Source organism: Chitinispirillales bacterium ANBcel5 (assembly GCA_029688955.1).
GTDB classification, from domain to species: Bacteria; Fibrobacterota; Chitinivibrionia; order Chitinivibrionales; family Chitinispirillaceae; genus Cellulosispirillum; species Cellulosispirillum alkaliphilum.
The window spans coordinates 77846-95561 of sequence record JARUKZ010000005.1 but is presented as its reverse complement, the minus strand read 5'-3'; the positions used below and the strand labels follow the sequence as shown (position 1 = coordinate 95561).

General features: G+C 41.4%; 13 protein-coding genes. 9 read left to right on the top strand and 4 right to left on the bottom strand.

Annotated features, from left to right (window positions below; translation table 11 throughout):
* Positions 1–570 precede the first annotated feature (570 nt).
* Both QA601_04135 and QA601_04130 read left to right on the top strand, forming a co-directional pair.
* Positions 571–3213 (top strand): CotH kinase family protein, encoded by a 2643-nt coding sequence (locus QA601_04135; GenBank protein ID MDG5814254.1) that lies wholly within the window; start codon positions 571–573, stop codon positions 3211–3213.
* Between the two features lie 204 nt (positions 3214–3417).
* A complete protein-coding gene (locus QA601_04130) occupies positions 3418–6063 on the top strand; it encodes a CotH kinase family protein (protein ID MDG5814253.1) in 2646 nt (881 codons plus the stop codon).
* A 58-nt stretch (positions 6064–6121) separates the two neighbouring features.
* Here the strand turns inward: QA601_04130 and QA601_04125 are convergent, their stop codons facing one another.
* On the bottom strand, positions 6122–6463 hold the full coding sequence (locus QA601_04125; protein ID MDG5814252.1) for a hypothetical protein: 342 nt from the start codon (positions 6461–6463) through the stop codon (positions 6122–6124).
* 195 nt (positions 6464–6658) lie between these two features.
* Entirely contained in the window at positions 6659–7360 is a 702-nt protein-coding gene (locus QA601_04120; protein ID MDG5814251.1) for an FKBP-type peptidyl-prolyl cis-trans isomerase, read from the bottom strand.
* A gap of 605 nt (positions 7361–7965) precedes the next feature.
* On the opposite strand from QA601_04120, the gene QA601_04115 reads away from it, so the two are divergent.
* Complete coding sequence (locus QA601_04115; GenBank protein MDG5814250.1) at positions 7966–8859, top strand: hypothetical protein; 894 nt, start codon at positions 7966–7968, stop codon at positions 8857–8859.
* A gap of 2045 nt (positions 8860–10904) precedes the next feature.
* Complete coding sequence (locus QA601_04110) at positions 10905–11192, top strand: DUF1540 domain-containing protein (GenBank protein MDG5814249.1); 288 nt, start codon at positions 10905–10907, stop codon at positions 11190–11192.
* A gap of 255 nt (positions 11193–11447) precedes the next feature.
* On the opposite strand, the gene QA601_04105 is transcribed toward QA601_04110, so the two are convergent.
* Positions 11448–12776 carry a ferredoxin reductase family protein gene (locus QA601_04105; GenBank protein ID MDG5814248.1) on the bottom strand — a complete coding sequence of 443 codons (1329 nt, stop codon included), beginning with the start codon at positions 12774–12776 and terminating at the stop codon, positions 11448–11450.
* A 35-nt stretch (positions 12777–12811) separates the two neighbouring features.
* On the opposite strand from QA601_04105, the gene QA601_04100 reads away from it, so the two are divergent.
* A complete protein-coding gene (locus QA601_04100) occupies positions 12812–13588 on the top strand; it encodes a class I SAM-dependent methyltransferase (GenBank protein ID MDG5814247.1) in 777 nt (258 codons plus the stop codon).
* A 47-nt stretch (positions 13589–13635) separates the two neighbouring features.
* Here the strand turns inward: QA601_04100 and QA601_04095 are convergent, their stop codons facing one another.
* A complete protein-coding gene (locus QA601_04095; protein ID MDG5814246.1) occupies positions 13636–14139 on the bottom strand; it encodes a hypothetical protein in 504 nt (167 codons plus the stop codon).
* Positions 14140–14292: 153 nt separating this feature from the next.
* Between QA601_04095 and QA601_04090 the strand changes: the two genes are divergently transcribed.
* The 4 genes from QA601_04090 (at position 14293) to QA601_04075 (ending at position 17705) form a co-directional block, all read left to right on the top strand.
* On the top strand, positions 14293–15111 hold the full coding sequence (locus QA601_04090) for a glycosyltransferase family A protein (GenBank protein ID MDG5814245.1): 819 nt from the start codon (positions 14293–14295) through the stop codon (positions 15109–15111).
* Positions 15071–16063, top strand: coding sequence for a hypothetical protein (locus QA601_04085; GenBank protein MDG5814244.1), 993 nt, complete (start codon positions 15071–15073; stop codon positions 16061–16063). Before QA601_04090 ends, QA601_04085 begins: the two co-directional genes overlap by 41 nt.
* A 288-nt stretch (positions 16064–16351) precedes the next feature.
* Positions 16352–16528 (top strand): 4Fe-4S binding protein, encoded by a 177-nt coding sequence (locus QA601_04080; protein MDG5814243.1) that lies wholly within the window; start codon positions 16352–16354, stop codon positions 16526–16528.
* A gap of 1 nt (position 16529) precedes the next feature.
* Positions 16530–17705 carry an NAD(P)/FAD-dependent oxidoreductase gene (locus QA601_04075; GenBank protein ID MDG5814242.1) on the top strand — a complete coding sequence of 392 codons (1176 nt, stop codon included), beginning with the start codon at positions 16530–16532 and terminating at the stop codon, positions 17703–17705.
* The last annotated feature ends 11 nt before the right edge of the window (positions 17706–17716 follow it).

Here is a 17716-nt window from a genome sequence, read left to right as displayed (position 1 = left end):
AACCTCTATTGAAGAGGAATCTATAAAACCGGTTCCAAAAGTATACGGTCCCGGAGTTCCATCACCCGTCAGAGTGGTATCCAGAGCGTTTCCCTTTACGCAGACAGCGGATATTATCAGACTTATAATTATCTTCCAAACGATACAACAATTCCCTGAAATGATTAAGGCTCTTTATAAGGTCAAAACCGCGATGTTTTTAAACCCCGTAGAAGCCGCATATCCCAAAATGGGTATACCATTTGCCATATCTTACCATTTTTGGCAGCGTTAGACATTCATAAAAATGATTCCTGCAAGAGGAAAAATCAGGTTTTAGTCACAAGAGAAGCGTGAAAGCTACAACTTTTTCAGCTTTAATAAATCCCCTGGATCTCCAGGTTCCTGTCTGAAGGCCAAATTAAGCTAATCACCAAAGAGACAATAATTTAGTGCTTGGAGCAGGGCTAAAGCTGACTTTGAGATCAAAAGAATGCCTGATTAATGATTAAACTAAAGAGGGTAAACCAATCACTAAAAATTTGAGAGATAATTGGTAATAAGAAAACCTGAACTTTTCTGAGGAGACGTATGACTCTGATTAAGCGATTAATTTTGGCTTCGATGATTTTATCCTTCCTTGTTTTTCACTCCTATTCCCAGGAGCTGCATTTAAATGAAATTATGGCTTCAAACTCTATGACCTGTAGTGATGAAGACGGGGATTATGAAGATTGGATAGAGATCTACAACTCTTCAAACCGGGCAATAAGTTTAGAAGGCTACGGACTTTCGGATAGAAGAGATGATCCTTTTATGTGGATTTTTCCAGCTATCACCATAGAACCCCAGGGTTTTTTGTTGGTGTGGGCATCAGGAAAGGATCGTGATGATCCCAGCGGAGAGCTGCATTCAAACTTTAGAATAAGCAGGTCCGGGGAATGGGTGATTCTGACTAACCCCGATGAAGTGCGGGTTGATGAACTACCCGCAACTGAGATACCGACCGATATTTCTATAGGAAGATACCCCGATGGTAACAGAGAAGGTGGGTGGCACTTTTTTGAAAATCCGACCCCTCTGAGAACAAACACAACAGAAAGCCATGATGGAATACTTGATCCACCAGAGTTTTCTCAAAGCCCGGGCTTTTATAATAGCGACATTCACCTGAGCATAAATCATCCAAATTCAGAAGTTGAGATCCGATATACTCTCGATGGATCGGAGCCAAATGAAAATTCTCCCTTGTATGAAGGTCCTGTATCAATTGGTAACCGAAGCTATGAGGAGAATGAAATTGCTAACATTACTACAACCAGGGTGGTAATGGGTCCACAGTTTCATACTCCGGAGAGGGTAGATAAAGGAACAGTGGTAAGGGCCGCGGCCTTTAAGGATGGGTATGTACCAAGCCCCATAGCATCGGGGACCTATTTTGTTTTCCCTGAAGGAAATCAGAAGTTTTCTCTTCCGGTAATATCGGTGATAACTGAGAGCGATAATTTCTTTAGTGATAGTGAAGGGATATATGTTCCGGGATATAATCATATCGAAGGTGAGGATGCTACAGGAAATTTTGTCATGCGCGGTGATGAATGGGAGAGAGAAGGAAATTTTGAATTATTTGGGGATGATGGTTCACTTAGATTTTCTCAGGGCGTTGGATACAGGATCCATGGAGGGTGGTCAAGGCGCTTTCCTCAGAAATCGTTGCGGGTTTATGCGAGAAACCGGTATGGAAACAGAATTCTTGAACATCAGTTCTTTTCTGATCGCCCCTATGATCAGTACAGAAGGATACTATTAAGAAACTCGGGTAATGATTTTGAAAGGACTCATTTCAAAGATGGCGCGCTGCAGGTTATGGTAGCAAATATGGATATGGAAACTCAGGGTTTTAAGCCTACAGTAGTGTTTATTAATGGTGAATACTGGGGAATCAAAAATATTCGCGATCGGTTTGACCGTCACTATTTAGAGATGGTTCATGGGGTAGATCCGGATAATGTGGACCATCTTACTGCAATGGGACGCAGTACACTTGAAGCTGAGGTGAAGCATGGGTGTGCAACTCATTATGATGAAATGGTACAGTTTATAGTGAATAATGATATGAGAGTTAGAGATAACTATGAAAAAGTGAAAACGTATATGGATGTGGAAAACTACCTAAACTACTATGCCATACAGGTTTTTATAGCTAATACTGACTGGCCTCACAATAATAATGATTTTTGGAGACTTCGTACAGACTATGACCCCAATGCTCCTGCAGGTCATGATGGAAGATGGCGCTGGATGCTTTATGATCTTGATTTTGGGTTAGGTCTGTGGCAAAATGATGTGTATACCAATATGTTGGATCAAATTTTGGATGAATCGGTAGTGGATAACGGGCTTTTTATAAACCTTATGGAAAATCAGGATTTTAGATTTAAGTTCATTAATCATGTTGCGGATATGCTCAACAGCTACTTTACCAGTGATCACATGTTAGGGGTAATGGATAGTATTCAGGCTTTAATTGAACCGGAAATAGAGCGGCACATAAATCGCTGGTTTGAATACAGGGGTATGGAGGATTGGCGGGATGATATTCGTGACATACGCCAGTTTTCGCGGCAACGGCAGGAAGTGGTAGAAAATCAGCTCAGAGAGCGATTTGGTCTGGGAGAGATGAGAGAAGTTACTCTTGATACCGACACTACCTATGGGTACATAAAAATAAACTCTTTGACCATTAACAGTAATCTTCCTAACACAGAAGAATCTGTGTATCCCTGGAGAGGAAGCTATTTCTCAGGAAATCCAATCAGGCTCAAGGGTGCTCCAAAGGAAGGATATCAGGTGTACAGGTGGATTGTAAACGGACATGAGTATTTAGGACAGGAAATTGAAATAGAGCCACTAAGAGATATTCAAGTAGAGGCGTTTTTCCAGGAAGCGCCCGAAGAGCCGAGCAGAATAGGGAATACGAGAAGTGTAACTGAAGTACCAAAAGTTAGATTCAACAAAAATGCTCTGTCTTTTTCTCTTTCTCAAAGTACAGTAGCCCAAATAAAGCTGTTTGATTTAAGGGGAAGAATGGTTAAGCAACTACATCAGGGTAAACTGGATGCCGGCAGCCATATATTCGATTTAAACAGTAGCAAAGTAACTGGTGGCACCTATCTTCTTAGAATTGAGCTGGACAACAGAGTTATAAATAATCGTATCAATTTAGTGCAATAAATTACCAAATCACAAGCAGGGATCATTTCGTTCATAGCTTTCAGTCAAAAAAGTCTTGTCTGAAAGCTATGAATCATTTATATATAAACAAAGTAATTGTTGCTTTAAGATCAATCACAAGACAAATACCCGCTTCAAGTAGTAGTCCTGCACTATTGTATGACTCTGATTTGGGACTTATGGAAAGGGAAAATTATCCTCTTTATGCACCAAGCTCTAACGAGAACAGTTCTGGCACTTTTTACGATTCTAAGCACAGTACAGGTAAGTTTCACTCAGGATCTTCATCTCAATGAAATAATGGCCTCAAACTCCATGACGTTTAGAGACGCGGACGGGGATTACGAAGATTGGGTAGAGCTCTATAATTCTTCTCATGAACCCATAAATTTAGAGGGATACGGACTTTCGGACAGAAGAGATGATCCGTTCATGTGGATTTTTCCCGATACCACCATAGAAGCACAAAGTTTTTTGCTGGTATGGGCTTCGGGAAAAGATCGCGTAGAGCCAGGGGCAGAGTTGCATTCAAATTTCAGAATCAGTAGATCCGGTGAATGGGTGATTCTTACACATCCTGGTGAAGAACGGGTCGATGAGTTACCTGCAACTGAAATACCAACCGATATTTCCATAGGAAGGTATCCCGATGGAAACAGAGAGGGAGGGTGGCACTTATTTAATAGTCCTACCCCAAACAGACCAAATGTCTCTGAGCCTTACAGGGAAAAACTTGACCCACCACGGTTCTTTACCAACCCGGGTTTTTATAACAGTGATTTTGAACTTCAAATTTATCACGCTGATTCACAAGTAGAGATTCGCTATACACTGGATGGCTCCGAACCCACAAAAGAATCTTCACTTTACCAAACACCTATACTCATCACCGACCGTAGTGATCAGCCAAATGTGATAGCCGATATACCTACTACAAAAGTCACCGAAGGAAGTCCTCCCTTTTTTACTCCAGAGAGTGTAAAAAAGGGAACTATTGTAAGAGCGGCGGCTTTTAAAGAGGGCCGGATTACAAGCAGATCTGTTTCGGGCACCTATTTTGTATTTCCGCAAGCACAGGAAAAGTATTCTCTACCTGTAGTATCAGTGATTACAGAGATGGAAAACTTTTTCGATGACACAACAGGTATATATGTTCCGGGAATCAGCTATAATGAAGAAATTGATGGTTCGGGAAATTATTCCCTGCGGGGAGATGTCTGGGAGAGGGCCGGCTATTTAGAATATTTTGACGAGGATGGTCAGCTGAAGTTATCTCAAAATGTGGGCTACCGAATTCATGGGGGATGGACAAGACGATATCCTCAAAAAACCCTCAGGGTGTATGCAAGAAACAGGTATGAGACACGGATAATGGACCATGGTTTTTTCCCTGAACGGGAAAATAATGAATACAGAAGGCTTCTGTTGAGGGCTGCGGGAAACGACTTTGAAAGAGCGCATATGAGAGATGCCGCTATGCATACGATGGTCAATCAGCTTAATCTTGAAAAACAAAGCTTCTCTCCTGCTGTAGTTTTTATTAACGGAGAATATTGGGGAATAAAGCACATTAGAGAGCGAATGGATGAACATTACCTGGAACAACTGTTTGGAGTGGATCCGGATAACGTAGATATTCTGACAGCAAGGAACAGATTTACTTTAGAAGCAGATGTAAAAGAAGGATGCGCGACACATTACAACTCTATGACTAAATTTATTACAGAAGAAGACATGGCCGAATCTCAAAACTATGAGATGGTTCAGACGATGATGGACACAGAGAACTATCTCAATTTATACGCTGTACAGGTTTTTATCGCTAATGTGGATTGGCCTCACAACAACAATGATTTCTGGAGATTAAGAACGGAGTACGACCCGGATGCGCCTGAAGGGCATGATGGAAGGTGGCGCTGGATGCTTTATGATCTTGATCATGGCCTCGGTTCTATTCACGCGGAACCTGACACCAATATGCTTACATATATCATGAATCCCAGATCTGTTAATCAAATGTTTATTAATCTTATGCAAAATGAAACATTCAAAGCCGATTTTATCAATAGAGTCGCGGATCTGATGAACAGTTATTTTAAACTTACCAGAGTTACTGCTACTGTCGATTCAATCGCTTCACTGTTGAGGCCCGAAATTCCGGCTCATCTGCGGCGTTGGCATAATAATAAAAGTATCACTGAATGGCAGCAAGAGGTGGATTTTATAAAGCAATCGGCAGAGATCAGACATAGCGTGCTGCCGCAGCATTTAATTGAAATGTTTAATCTACATGGCACAAGTGAAGTAACACTGAGTACAGATATCTCAAAAGGACACATAAAAATCAATTCACTTCATGTGAACTCAGATTTACCTGGCGCAGATGAAAGCGTCTACCCCTGGAAAGGGCTCTACTATGGAGGAAACAGAATAACCCTGAAGGCAGTACCGGGGGAGGGGTATGAACTTAGTAGCTGGGTAGTAAACGGGGAGACTCATCCGGAAGGAATTCTGGTAATAGATCCAACAGAGGAAATGCATATAGAAGCCGTTTTCCGCGAGGAAACAAGTGCTATAGCTTTCAAGGATAAACGTCAGCTTCTGCCTAATCTCGAACATTTCGCTATATCAGATCATTCCATCAGGTTTTCAGTATCCGAGGTATCCGCGGCGAAAATAACACTGTATGACCTGAGAGGAAGAACAATCTCTCAATTAGCGGATGGTCGAATTGGTGCAGGAAACCATGTGTTTATAATAGACAGAGCAGGATTGGCCAACGGTTTTTATCTGTTGCGATTTGAGTTGAATGGAAGAGTTTTGGATCGCAGAGTACTAATCACCAGATAAAACCAGGGTAACCATCTTTTTTAGTTAGATGTGAGGTATGACAGGTAATCTTGCTGTTTTAAAACACGTAAAGAAAAAAGTAGGCCCAGGAAAAAACCGCACCCGCTGCAAGAAGAAAGAATATGATGCACAGCAAGAATGCGCTGGTGCCATAAGTAAGCTTTAAAAACTCACCCCCCTGCACAATATTGAGGCAGGCCTTGTGATCTAAATAGAGTTTTACCTGTAACAAAGAAAAAATAAACAGTCCTGTTGCAGGTGGGAGAATTAGGGTAGGATGTTCGGTAACTATAAATGGAATAGCAGAAAGAATCGTTACCAGTATCCACTTTCGCATGTTTTTTACCGCTAAAAGCAGCTTTTTTTCTGTTTTATCGCTATCATTTTCTCTGAAATACATTTCTGGTTGACCCGGTAGTTAGAAGTAATTCGATGCTTTTGATTATATATAATGAAATATAATAATTGAGCTGCGCCACTGTAGTGGAGGTTGAGGCACCATTATTTGAAAATTGTATCCAGGTCTTAGTACAAAAAAGGCCGCGGTATACTACCGCAGCCTTAGAAACGACATTCAAAATCTGTTATAAATGCATTATTCCACTATTTCAAGCAGCTCGATTTCAAATATCAGCGTGGTGTTTGGACCTACCGGGGGACGAGCACCCCTTTCGCCATAGGCGAGTTCAGAAGGAACGAAGATCTTAAACTTGCTGCCGGTATTCATCAGCTGAAGTGCTTCGGTCCAGCCCTTTATTACCCCGGTTACAGGAAATGTTGCCGGCTCTCCCCGATCTCTGGAACTATCAAACACAGTGCCGTCTATAAGAGTACCATGGTAATGTACCTTCACTCTGTCTTCGGATGTTGGTTTTGCGCCATCACCTTCTTCAAGAATCTTGTACTGAAGACCACTTTCGGTAGTGATCACATCGGGATTCTCTTTGTTCTCTTCAAGAAAGGCCTCACCTTCCTTTTTGTTTTCCTCAAGCTGCTTATTGCGCTCTGCGGTCTGCTTAGCCTGAAGCTCCTGGGAGAAACGGGCACCTACCTGCGCGAGAACTGAATCGGGAAGTTGGGATGGTTGATCAGCCAGAACTTCTTTAACAGCAGCTATTAAAATGTCCATATTAAAATCGGTGTTGAGATCTTTTAATGATTGTCCAATATCGCGCCCTACCATGTAACTGACCTGATCCTCAAACTCGGTGAGATCACCAATTTGATCATTGGCATTACAAGATGATAGCGAAAAAGCGATGAGTGCGGATACTATAACCGCAATTCTACCCTTCATGAAAACTCCTCTGCATAAGATGAAAAGATAACTGAAAAATTGTAAAACATAGTGTTCGGTCTAATATACATAAAGATGAAAAGAAACAAAAATCCAGAACTGATCTGAGGGTATTTGTATCTCCATCAAAAATATTGTCCCGTTTTGATGTTGAGGCGAGTTGGAGAGGTAAAAAGGCCCCTACCTTGTCTGTTCACCTGACCTTACTATGAAAGTCAGTAACATATAGTACACAAGAAGCACAGCAAGTTGGTGAACATTTCTGGTATTAATGGTGCTGCTATAGTTACACACTCCGGGCACAGGGATGGAAACGAGCAGATTTCATTGGCTCAGGTTCAAATCCAATATGCCATATAGGCCAGAAACTACAGCATGGGAGGTATTTTCAGTGATGGACACAGCGACAGTTCTTTTCATTTCTCATCAGTTATAGCTATGCCTGATTAAAAGAAAAAAACGACCGATACGTAAGCGGGATATACAGGTGCGATTTTATCTTTCCAATGGGCTTTTGCTGTGAGAACCCAAACTATAGAATACTTTACATCGTCTCTCTCCGGAAATATTTTATAAAGGTGCTTTTTGCTACCGTAAGAAGACTGATGGTAAAAGCACATTTCACTTTTAACACCTCATCACTATTCTCATTAAAGCCGGGGCCAAATGTGTCTGAGCATACAATTCAGGGCAGTATTTCAGTAGAAAACGAGCTACCCATACACCTTCGCGAACTATCCGCAACTATACAGAGAAAAGTTGATTCGATTCCAAATAACGATGTTCTTAAACCCCATATGCCGGTCACGGTGTTTGTTTCGGAGTTTGGAAAAAATCTGGCAAATATGGAAGAGGATAAGGAGTGTTGGATAAAAGCCGGTTTCAACTGGTCACTATTTTACGAATTTAAAGAACTGCACAAAAAACTGTTCAGATCTAATTCCACTGTCGTGGTGAACAGAGACAATGTTTCCACCGCACTGCGAGAGTGGCAGAAATGTAAAGACTCGGTTAAAAAAGAACGGGACCGTCTTATTGCAGCCTGCAAAATTATAGTGTCACTAGATAGTAGCTACGTTAGTGTCCTTAAGGAGATCTCTGAAGGAAAAACGAATATGGATAGTGTACAGGATCTTCTGTCGCTAACCAAACTGTTGTTGATGGTTATTGAACTGGTTTCAGTAATCACTATAGGTGGAATCAGAATCGATGAAGATTACCTTAACAGGATCATGGATTGGGCAAGTGAACTAAAGATCATATTAAACAGGGCTGATGCATCCAGACATAGACGCCATGAAAGTATCGTGTATCGTAACAAAATTATAATGCTATGCAGAGAGGCACAGCAAAAGATAGATACCTGGCTTGATGCGGTTTACTTTGATACACCGGGAAAAAAGGACAAATACAAAAGTGATTACTTCCGGCGTATGCGTATTAAATATTCCAAACCAAAGAAACCGGGAACTAAAGAAAGAAATAGATCGGCTTCTTAAGCATTCCCACAAAAAAGGTCAGCAGACGCTTAAAACTCTCACTGGTTATTAACCGCTTGGAATATAGACGGAACCTTAATCTGTACAAGATTTATAACTCCAATTGTATCACAGGATAAAATACCGCAAGACAAACTAATCAGGGTGCAAGAATTCCAATAATCACCGCAAGACATGCAAAAACCCTCGCAAGACCTGCCATTCTGATCGCAAGAATCATTAACTATCAGCGCAAGACATAGGATTTTATTCGCAAGACATGGTAATTTATGCGCAAGACCTGCCATTCTGAGCGCAAGAATCCCTAATTATCAGCGCAAGACATAGGATTTTGTACGCAAGACATGGTAAATCATGCGCAAGACCTGCCATTCTGATCGCAAGAATCACTAACTATCAGCGCAAGACATAGGATTTTGTACGCAAGACATGGAAATTGTGCGCAAGACCTGCCATTCTGAGCGCAAGAATCCCTAATTATCAGCGCAAGACATAGGATTTTATTCGCAAGACATGGTAATTTATGCGCAAGACCTGCCATTCTGAGCGCAAGAATCCCTAATTATCAGCGCAAGACATAGGATTTTGTACGCAAGACATGGTAATTTGTGCGCAAGACCTGCCATTCTGAGCGCAAGAATCCCTAATTATCAGCGCAAGACATAGGTATTTGTTCGCAAGACATGGTAATCCACGCGCAAGACCTGCCATTCCACTGAAGCATAAACTAATCTCTCCACGAAATAGGTAATACAGACGGAACGGGAAAAACTAATCAGGAATAACAACCACTGAAAACACGGAAGGCACGGAAATGAGAAAAAACAAAACTTAGAGGTGTGAAGTCAGGGCTGGCCCATAAACTAAAATCATTCATTTTCCTTTTCTCTTCCGTGGGTACCAGAAGACAGAGGACAGAGGTCAGAAGACAGAAGTAGACCCATAAACTGACCCTCCTTTCCTTTCCTCTTCCGTGTATTCCGTGCCTTCCGTGGTAAAAAATCCTAAGAGTATCAACCACTGAAAACACGGAAGGCACGGAAATGAGAATAAACAAAACTCAGAGGTGTGAAGTCAGGGCTGGCCCATAAACTAACCTCTCATCTTCCTTCTCCTTTCGTGTGTCGCAAGTCTCGCTATTTGGCCCGCAAGGTATGACATTTTTGGATACAGAAGATCATATTCTGCATTTCAGAAAGTGGGGGAAAAGGACACATTGTGGCACACAAGTGGATTGTTCGATGGCTAATTATTCAGCTACTATCGTAAAGGTAGTTGTTTCACATGGGAGGGAATGATGGGGAGGTGATTTTTTTAACGTAAGTTTCTTCTGAGATGTATACATCAATTACTAAAGCGATTTCACAAAGATCACTATTAAATAATTTTCTTACACTTCAAAAATTGAGGATTATTAAAAACGTCATAAAGATAACGTCTGCTTTCCATCATAAGGATTGCCATATTTATGCACGGTATCATTCGACAAAAAAGAATCGTTTTAACTGATTAAGACCTGGTTGAACAGAAGTAATATTCTTCTCAATAGACTAAAAACGCAGCTCATTTTTTTAGAACTGCGTTTACCTATGAGTGTTGATGATAAGGTCGTTACCATGTAGTTTTAGGTAAGAAGAATAGGTGAGAGAAAAGGGGCAACTAATTCTCTCACCATCTAAAGATATCATCAAACACAATATCTTTAGTATATTTCTATACTAATCCAGAAAAATTACTTTCCTACTCTAAAAATTACCCCAATTTTAAAAACCGATCTTTAGATGTATCAATTAACAGAATGATCAATCGTTATGTTAATATATATCTAACCCGCTCTGATGGAAAAAAGATTAAAAAAAAAGCGTTTCAAAATTAAAACGCTTTTTTGGATTGATTGTGTTTAAAGTGTTGTTTCCAGGATGGTCATGATTTTATGAAAAGAGACTGAAATGGAGAGTAAAGATCAGGCCACGAGGCATGAATGTTGCAGGGTTGAGTGTAGTATTTATGCTCTACATTTGTGTCCTAAAAAAGGAGGAATTTCCATGGCTAAGGATATGTCCAGGGTAATCGATTGTGAAGCGACTCAGTGTATTTATAACAAAGACAGGATCTGTCATACACTGGCTATTACAGTGGGTGATGAAGAACCGTGCTGCGATACTTTCTATAACTCCGCAAATAAGGGTGGGTATGAAGATGTGATAGGCGGTGTTGGCGCCTGCAAGGTGGAGGACTGTGAATACAATAAAAGTTTTGAATGTACTGCTTCCGGAATTCATGTGGTAATGGCTACAGATCACCCTGATTGCGGGACCTATGAGCCCAAATAACATGTAAGTGCAGCGAATAAAGCACCCAATATAGTAAGAACGATTCGTCTGGGAAGTGTAGGAAGGGTATTTGTTCCCTTCCTATGCTGTTTAAATCATGTCACTATAGTTTCATTAGGGTTGGGCTGATGGGGATTTGACCACCAATGGCACGAAAAAACACGAACTGGGAATAAAGGGAACCTTGTTCACAGATGGGGTGGTTGTGAGCCAGCAAAAGCACGAAGATAAAAATAGTACGGGTTTTACTCCCACTCACCAGCCGAAAAGTTCATGATGTATCTGCTCTCTGTCTACTCCTTCTGTTAACAACCCCTTTTCAACAGTTCTGATCATAACGGGTGGGCCGCATAGAAGGTGTTCATAGCGATGAATTCCCTGCTTAGTATATTTTTTTATGAGGGAAGTTGTTATAAATCCCTTTTCACCTCTAAAGTCCGGCTCACTATGGAGTACATTCACTACTGTTACATGGTCACTTATCGCAAGTTCATCTCTGTACACGATGTCTTCATACTTTTCATTTCCATAGAAAAGGTAGGCTTCTCTGGGATAGAGTTTTAAATGACGGATAATGCGTATAAAGGGAGTTATCCCTATCCCTCCTGCAATCATTACCAGTGGCCGTTTACTGCTCATCGCTTTCCAGGAAAAAACCCCGTAAGGGCCATCCAGAAAAACCTGCTCTTCCGGAGCAATAGTACTGGCCAGGCTTTTTTGCTTACTTTGAATTTTTATCGTTACAGAGAGCATCCTGGATCGGTGATCATATCCTGAGACAGTATATGGTTTGCCACCAAACCAGCAACAGCGCCTCAAGTAGATAAACTGCCCCAGTCTTGGTATAAGCTCCTCTTTAACAGGCAAAAGATCGACTTCGACGACATTGTGAGCAACACTTTGTACCTCAACGACTTTATACTCCTTGGAATATGCTCCCAAACGAAAAATGATTCGGTACAACAGAAGAAGAGCATAAAGGGCCGAAATGGTAAGAAAACCATATCTTAAAGGAGTCATTCTTACTGTAGAGCCTATTTGTATACCATGTAAAAGGCCAAGTGGGAGAAAAATGTAAGAGGAGAGATGAATAACATACCACTGAACAGAACTAAGAAACTTTCTGAGCCAAACGCTGGTTAAAAAGATAACGATAAGCAGCACAAATGCTGCAACCCCTACATACACAAACCGTATAAAAGGGTCATCGAAATCGGGAAAAAGGACAAATTGGTCATAGGAAAGCAGGTAATAGAGAGTGATAAAGATGGGATGAAGGATTAGAAGGTAACACGCGACTTTCCCCAATTTTTTATGCAGGTTAATCGTCCATACAAGATCATGAATGATTTTTGGAATTCCTCCCCTGAAACCCAGTAGAAATTGCCAAAAAAAGAGAACGGTGGCACTTAATGAACCGATTTTTGCAAGTGTTTTGATAATCAGTAGATAGGCAGAGGGCTCTTCTGTATCTAAGAAAAACAGGGGCGCAATAGAGGTAAAAACAATGCATATGATAAGAAACGCCTTTAACTTTTCAATTCTTTTGCTATTGCCCGGTAAGACATTCTCTATACGACCCATTTTTTTCTTTCTATAAAGGTTAATATTGAGGAGCTATGGACAAAAAAAAGCAAATTTTATGCTCATCAGAAAAAAGGGGGAAAATGGTGGAACGGCTCAAAGAATATGAAAGGCTATGCAAGTACTATGATCAGGATTGGGCTGATGGTGTGGAAACATTTAAACCCCTCATAGAGAACACCCTCTCAAGACACTGTCCGTCCTGTTCCAATATACTGGATTTGGGTTGTGGTACAGGGGTTTTGGCTAACTATCTTGCCGAACAGGGACACAAGGTTGATGGGGTGGATCTTTCTGCGGCAATGATTGAGGTTGCACGATCCAGAAAAGTGCCTGGCGCAAATTTCTATGTAAAGAATATGCGACGTTTTGAACCTCAGAAACAGTATGACCTGATCACCTGTACTTTTGATGCGATTAACTACCTTAAGGGAACCGAGGAACTGGAAGAACTTTTTTTAATGATATCAAAGGCATTGGTTCCGGGTGGTTTTTTTCTCTTCGACTCCAATACCGAGCCGCTCTATGTTAATCGTCATTTTGGGAAGATGGTTCGTAATGTGGATGGATATCGCTTTATTCAGCACAGAGTATACGACAAAATGACTAAAACCGCCTACACCCGTTTTGACTATCCCGACGGTGCGTGGGAGATACATACTCAATACCCATATAGCTTAACCGATTTTCTGGAACCAGTCCGTAAAGCGGGTCTATTTATCTACAGATCATTTGGCGGCTTTAACGGAGAAAATTACGACAGTGATAGTGAACACCTTGTGTGTATGGTTCGCTCGCCATCTATGCTTTAATACAAGGGGCTTTTGGGTGCTTAAAAGTACCTAAAAGCCTCGGTGCTTTAGTTGCCAGTCTGTTTTGAGGAGGTTGCTATTGCATTGAATTTATTGATTTTGTGTTGGAGATAGAAGATTTGAAGAAAAAATGTAGCTAAATCAGAAAATTTAAAATCAAACTTTTTGTGGGTGTTGAAATGATCATTGAGCATTCTTTTGACTTTAAAACATTGGGCAGTGATTGTCAAAAAAACCACTATATCAAGAATACGGGTAACATTTTGAAGGCTTGCGATTCCTGGTGTGGGATCTAAGGATAGTATACGAAATACAAACCAGATAATTAAACTTATACTGGCCAGTATAAGTGTATGGACAAAGATTTCCCCTCTAAGTTTCTCCTCAGATTGTAGATTATTCAAAGCCTTTTTATTCAGAAGAAACCACACAGGAATATAGAGACCAAGGGTGAGGACTGAATAGGAGATAAGGGTAAAGATGCTTGAAGACTCCAAGGGTGTAACCTGAGCTACTGTATAACTATTATGAGTGGTTTTAATGTTTTCCATAAGTTTAATCTCCTTTCCATCTTACTGTAAGGAGCAATTCTCAATCCTTTTGGGAAAAAACAGGAGAGTAGAAGATACTACAGGGACAGTGCAGGGGTGAATATTTGTTTTGGGATTAGCGTGGAAGCAGTATTAAAGAGTATTTTAAGAACTATGCCTCGTATAAGTGTAATTATTCCGGTCTATAACAGAGCAAAACTGATCAGCAGGGCAGTTGATTCTGTTCTAAAGCAGAGTTATAAAGATTTTGAACTCATAGTAGTCGATGATGGCTCCAGTGATGATACTCTAAAACAGCTCCGGGACTATAAATCTGTAACAGTGCTTTCTCTTGATACAAACAGTGGAGTATCAGCGGCACGAAATTTTGGAGTCGCGCACTCCTGTGGTGAATGGATAGCCTTTCTTGATTCAGATGATGAGTGGAAACCGGAAAAACTAAAAGAGCAGTTGGAGTGGTCCGATCAGCACAAATCATGTACTATTTTTCAGTCCCAGGAACTGTGGGTAAGAAAGGGAGTGAGAGTAAATCCCCCGCGCAGTCATTTAAAGCGGGATGGAGATCTGTTTGGTGTTAGTTTGCACCGGTGCATGATCTCTCCTTCCTGTGTGATGATAAAGCGTACACTGTTTGATGCTCACGGGGGCTTTGATGAAACACTGAGGGCGTGTGAAGATTATGATCTGTGGCTGAGAATCGCGCTTAAAGAAAAAGTGGGGCTGGTAAATAAGGTTCATCTGGTGAGATACGGGGGACATAGCGATCAACTCTCATCATCTACTCCCTGTCAGGATAAGCTAAGGATCTGCGCGCTGCAAAAGCTGCTTGGAAGAGCTGATCTGAGCGCAGAAAAGAGAACAGCTGTTAAAAAAGTGATAGAACAGAAAGCAACTATAGTGGCTAACGGAGCCCTGAAAAGAGGACATTTAGATGACTACAGAAAATACGCGTCAATCGCAGATGCAGTCTAGAATCGATCAGTTGATGGAAAAGTTCAATTCCGGGCTCCAGATCAAACAGCTGAAGCCGCAAAATATAACTATACCTAAAAACACCTTCTATGATATTAAAGAGTGTGGGGATGGCGTCTCAACACTATTTCCTGTAGTGGTAAATGAAACGGACACCCAAAGCCATACAATTATAGATGGAGTGAAACGATTTCTGCGTAGTACTCAAAAAGAGAGTAGTGAAATAAACTGTATAAGCATAAAACTCTCCTCTCAGGACGAAACACTTCTGCGCATAATGCTTAACCGTGATCGCCCCAAAAGTCTTAAGGAAAAAATAGCCACACTTGCCTGGATCAGGGAGACCTTCGATCAGGTTCAGTACCTTGAAGCAGCTTCTGTTTGCGGGATTGAAACCGAGCAGATTCATACTCTTGAGTTGCTAAGCGACGCTGATACCGAAATAGTAGAAATGGTAGACAGGGGAGTGATAGATCTTACCAATCTTCAGGATTTGCTGAGTTTAGAAGCAAACGACAGAAAGAAGATGGCACAACTCTTTGGCTCGCTCTCCTTTTCCCGTCAGATGCAAAGGGAGCTTCTTCAGTGGTTACCAGAGATTGCATACAATGAAAACAGGAGTGTAAGAGAGATTTTGACTGAGCCGAAAATCGCCTCTTTTCTCGATAACCAGTCCCTGAATTCACCTCAAAAAATTCAAAAATTGCGTCAGGAGTTGTATTCAAGACGTTTTCCTGTGTTCTCAACCATGCAAAAAAGGTGGAATACACTGGTTAGTGAATCTAATCCCAACAGAGGGAAAGTGCAATTTAGCCCGTCCCCGTTTTTTGAAAAGGCGAAATTGGATCTAAAAATAACACTCAACAGGGCAGAAGAAGCAAAGGAACTGTTTTCAAAACTCGCCAAAATAGATGAAAAGGTATGGGGCGATCTGATTTCACCTCAAAAGTAGGAAAATTTTATAGAAAAGAGAAAAAAAATCTTGCACAGGTTCTTAAGATTTGCTATATTATCAGTACCAGCAATTACTATCCTACCTGCAAGGCCCTCTTGCAGCAATTTGGGTGAAGCGGAAGCGCCGGTGCAACGCCGGCGCACTTTTTTTATCTACCCCCTACTTTTCGATTCCATGCGGTTTATCAGAGCGAAATTTTTAATTATACCAAAGTATATCATTTATATTTTTTACGGTATAAATTGTAACTAACAATCATTAATTTAGCTTCTTCAGAGATAATAAATGAGTTCTGCATTTCACATCGATCAGCAGGAGTGTACTTTTTGCGCCGGTTGTTCAGCAGTTTGTCCTGTAATGGCTATAAAAGTACTTGAGGCTTCAAGTGTCATCTCATCCAACTGTATTGGGTGTGGTAAGTGTGAGGTTTTTTGTCCTGTTGCAGCTATAAGAGGCGCCTGACATGAAATTTGACACCGTGATAGTAGGTGCTGGGTTAGCAGGATTGTATATGGGCAGTAAACTTTCCGGGGCAGGGCAGAGAGTGTGTATTGTAGACAGGCGCGCTCTGATCGGTGAGCCTGTGCGCTGTGGTGAAGCTACCGGTAACAGGGCTGAGCTATCAAGATTCTTATCCATTGATGAGGATTGGATCGCCTGTAATATCCAGGGACTCTCAATGCACCTTAATGGAACGGGTGTTGCCAAAAGAGCTGTTAGGGATGCCGGGGTGGTGTTACATCGGGACCGGCTGGAGCGCTCTCTTGCAAAAAAGGCTGTTGCATCAGGGGCTCAGTTACGATTAAATACCACTGTTACCGGGTTATTGCCAGGAAACAGCAGTGCCTGGAGCGGAGTCGTTCTGGAATCAGGAGAGATAATCACTGCAGATGTAATCGTGGGAGCAGATGGACCGGAGAGCAGAGTCGGGCAATGGGCAGGGTTAACAAAGTCACTTTCACTAAATGAAGTCGCAAGTGCTGTAGAGTACAGGGTAGAAAGTGATTTCTGTAATGATGGCTATCTACACTTTTTCACTGGTAGCCAACATATCGATTCGGGCTATATATGGGTGTTTCCAAAAGAGGACAAAACAATTCTAGTGGGAGCGGCGCTCTATCATCCCAAAGCCGGTAGTCCAAGAGCCCAACACTACCTTCATTATTTTATGGAAAAGTATCTTCCGGGTGCTAAAAAACAGCAGCTAATTACCGGTTCCATCCCAATTTGTGTAAGCCCGGTTAAACTTGCCAATAAAAACGTCCTTATTATAGGTGATGCAGCCAGGCAGTGCAATCCACTAACTGCAGGTGGGATAATGAACGCTCTTGAAGCAGCAGACTATGCTGTGGAATCGATAAAAAATTTCCCCAAAAAAGGCCAAAAAGCCTTTAAAGTATACTCTCAGAAGTGGCGTAAAAACCAGCGACGGCAACAAAAGCTCTTTTTGCTGTTACGTGAAATAATGGTAAATTCAACCGATACCCAGTTGTCGGCAATGTATCAAAAAATCTCTCATCTTTCAAACTCCTTTAAACACCGTGTAAAACCATTTACCATTCCGCTCATACCACTGTTTTCATTTTTGGTGGCAGTAGCGCCTAAGTTTTTAAAACATCGAAAGTGTTTGCGGGGATAAAACGGTAACCA